The sequence below is a fragment of the Falsiroseomonas sp. RANM36 genome (assembly GCF_056682175.1).
Genome location: NZ_JBWXTD010000025.1, coordinates 1 through 3,572 on the forward strand (window position 1 = coordinate 1; position 3,572 = coordinate 3,572).

The window sequence follows — 3,572 nt, forward strand, 5'->3', positions numbered from 1 at the left end:
GGGGGCGGGGGGGGGGGGGGGGGGGGGGGGGGGGGGGGGGGGGGGGCCGGGCGGGGGCCGGGGGGGGGGGCGCGGGGGGGCCCCCCGGCCCGCGCTACGGCACCTCCAGGTCCACCAGCGGGCCGTAGAACTGGCAGCCCAGGATGTCCCAGTCGCCCGGGCTGCCGCTCGGGCGCTCGCGGTAGAGCGTGAACTTGATCGCATTCGCCAGGTCGAACTCGACATGGTCCGAGATGCGCTCCGGCGCGATGCGGAACAGGCGGCAGACCGCCTCGCGCGAGAGCGCGCCGCCGCGCCGGACGCGCTCGTAGGATTGCCGGTCGGGGAAGATGACGTCGAAGGTCACCTGGTTCACACCCGCATTCTTGCTGCGGATCGTCTTCGCCAGCTCGTGCAGCTTCGGCATCGCTCAGACCCCCGCTTCCGCGATCTGCACCGGGAACAGCTCCATCGGATCCGCGATGCGCATGGTGTGGTTGACGTTCCAGACGAAGCCGGGCGAGGAGCGCATCGTCTCCTTCGTCGTCGCGGCCAGGCCGCTCGATCCCTTGGATCCGGGGATGCGCGCCAGGAAGAACATGCGCGTGGCGAAGTCGGTCAGCTTGTGCGCCAGCGCATCCGTGGCGGCCAGCCCCTCGACGACGATGCAGACCTCGTGCGGCGTCGCGTGGCGCATCGGCTCCAGCTCCTTCAGCACGCCGTCGCGGCCGAAGACGTGGAAATGCAGCTGGTGCGGCACGCCGGCGAATTGCCGCTCGGCCGCGCCGCGGCTCCAGGCGATGGCGGCGTCGAGGTTGCGGATCACATGCGGGTCGCGGATGCCGACCACGCCCATGTAGCGCTCGCCCACCTTGCGCGCGCCTTCCAGCTTCACCGTCAGCGGGCTGTCGGGGACGAAGCGCGCGCCGCCGATGCGGCAGGATCGCCCGTCCACCTCCTCGTAGCGGCAGTCGCGCATGTCCAGCAGCCCGCCGAGCGTGCGCTCGAAGAAGGGCGTCTCGCGCTCGTACATCGAATGCCCGGCGGCGGAGGCGACGGTCACGCGCTGGCCCGGATGGTAGGGCGTGATGACGATGTCCCCGTCGCTGATCGTGCCGATGATCGCCTCCTTCCCCATGAAGGGCTCGGCGACGAGGGAGGCGCATTCGATCATCTTGCCCATGTGATAGGCCAGCGCCTCGGGGAAGCCGGCGCGGATGCAGGGGGCGGCGGTGATGGCGATGTCGCCGCAGCGCCCGCCCACGATCACGTCGGCGCCCATGCCCAGCAGGCGGATGAAGGGATGCACGCCGGCGACCGCGACGATGCGCGTCGCCGCGCGCGCCTCCTCGGCCGTCAAGTCGGGGAAGCCGCCGAGGCCCGGCATGCGCTCGCCGGCGCCGAGCCGGTCGGCGATCAGCCCGGCCGGGACCTCGGAATGGAACCAGCCGATGCGGAAGCGCGGGATGCGGTGGCGTTCGGCGATGGCGCGCAGCATCCGCACCGTCTCGTCCACGCCATGGTTGCTGCCGGCATCGCCGGCGGAGCCGATGATCAGCGGGATGCCGCGCGCGCGGGAGGCGGTGAGGAACAGCTCCAGCTCCTCCTGCACGAACTGGCCGAGCACGCGGTTGTCGCCGAGATAGACCGGGCCGGGATCGGAACTGCCGCCATCGGCGACGAGATAGTCGGGGTTGGTGGCGATCGCGGCGTCGAAGCTCGCCCGCCCCGAGGGCGCGGTGCCGAGATGGCCGGTGGAGATCATGATCCGCATCGTCCGGCGGGACCGGTCTGGCGCCATGGACGCGCTTCCTTCCAGTGCAGTGGTCATTCGAGGGTCACGCCCGCGCGGCGCGGCGGCGACAGGCGGTGCAGGCCGTAGGCGAGCGCCGCGACGGCGAGGCCCGCCGGCAGCAGCAGCAGGCTCGGCGCCAGCAGCAGCATGCCGGCCGCCAGCAGCAGCGCCCGCACCAGCGGGTCGAGCCGGCTGCCGAAGCGGCCGAAGAAGGCGGCGGCCATCAGCACCGCGCCGAGTGCGCCGCTGCAGCCCGCCACCAGCACCTCCAGCGGCGCGCCGCGCGCGATCAGCGCGGGGTTCAGCACGAAGAAGAAGGGCACGAGGAAGGCGACGAAGCCGAGCCGCATGCCGACCAGCGCGGTGCGGAACCAGTTGCCGCCCGCGATGTTCGCCGCGATCACGCAGGCGGTGCAGGTGGGCGGCGTGACGGAGGCGAGCGTCGCCCAGTAGAGCAGGAACATGTGGACCGCGACCTGGTCGAGGCCGAGCCGCGTCAGCGCCGGCGCGATCAGCGCGGCGGAGAGGATGTAGGTCGCCGTCACCGGCAGCGGCGCGCCGAGCGCCAGCGGCACCAGCGCCGCGACCGCGAGCGCGCCGACCAGGTTGCGGGCGCCGACCTCCACGATGATCGCGCTCACTTTCGGCGCGACGCCGGTGATGCCGAGCAGCGTGGTGAACATCGCCACCGCGACCAGCAGCGGCGCCACCTGCGCGATCGCGAGGCCGCCGCTCGCGAAGGCCTCGAGCAGCGCCGCGCCGCGCTTGCGCAGCCCCGCGCGGCGCGGCTCGGCGGCCAGGAACAGCAGGATCGTCGTCACGCAGGCCCAGAAGCCGGCCTCCGTCAGGCCGGTGCCGCCGAAGAGCAGCGTGAACAGTACGACGACGGGCGCGAGCAGCGGCAGCAGGCGGCCCGGGCGCAGCACCTCCCGCGCCGGCGGCAGGTCCGCCGCGGGAACCGGCACCAGGCCGCGTCGCCGCGCCTCGAAATGCACGCCGGCGAGGATGCCGATGTAGAACAGCAGGCAGGGGATGGCGGCGTAGCCGATCACCGACAGGTAGGAGATGTTCAGGAAGTCGGCCATGATGAAGGCGGCGATGCCCATGATGGGCGGCGTGATGCCGCCGCCCGTGGAGGACATCGCCTCCACCCCGCCCGCGAAGTTGCGCTCGTAGCCGAGGCGGCGCATCAGCGGGATCGTGTAGTTGCCGGTGACGGAGACATTCGCCACGGCGCTGCCCGAGATCATCCCGAAAAGCGCCGAGGAGACCACGGCGACCTTGGCGGGTCCGCCGGCGAAGCGGCCGGCGATCAGCAGCGCGATCTCCATGAAGGTCTGCCCGCCGCCCGTGGCCTGCAGCAGCGCGCCGAACAGGATGAACATGGCGATGAAGGTCGCCGAGGTGCCGGTCAGCGAATCGTAGATGCCGCCCGAGGACCAGGTGAGCTGTTCCAGCACATAGCCCGGCGGGAAGCCGGGATGCGTCCAGATGCCGGGCATCAGCGGCCCGACGAAGACATAGCCGAAGGCCAGCAGCACCATCACCGGGATCGCCGCGCCGCCGGCGCGCCGCGCCGCCTCCAGCACGATCAGCGCCAGCAGCGCGCCGAGCGTCAGCTCCAGCGGCCCGGCCACGCCCACCATGGCGACGATGTCCTGCCAGGTGAGGAAGACGAGCCCCGTCGCCGCCACCGCGACCGCGATCATGGCGATGTCGAGCGCCAGCAGCGCCGGCGCGGGCCGCCCCCCCCCCCGGGGGGGGGGCGGCCCGCGCGGCCCCCCCCGCCCCCCCCCCC

Annotated in this window: 3 protein-coding genes; all 3 read right to left on the reverse strand. The window is 72.9% G+C overall.

Features of this window, described 5'->3' with window-relative positions:
* Nucleotides 1-94: 94 nt before the first annotated feature.
* Nucleotides 95-406 carry a DUF4387 domain-containing protein gene (locus tag AC1MIR_RS27600; protein ID WP_480031372.1) on the reverse strand — a complete coding sequence of 104 codons (312 nt, stop codon included), beginning with the start codon at nucleotides 404-406 and terminating at the stop codon, nucleotides 95-97.
* A 3-nt stretch (nucleotides 407-409) separates the two neighbouring features.
* Complete coding sequence (locus AC1MIR_RS27605; protein WP_480031373.1) at nucleotides 410-1,780, reverse strand: acyclic terpene utilization AtuA family protein; 1,371 nt, start codon at nucleotides 1,778-1,780, stop codon at nucleotides 410-412.
* A 26-nt stretch (nucleotides 1,781-1,806) separates the two neighbouring features.
* The coding region (locus tag AC1MIR_RS27610) for a TRAP transporter permease (protein ID WP_480031374.1) at nucleotides 1,807-3,572 on the reverse strand (1,766 nt) is incomplete at its 5' end.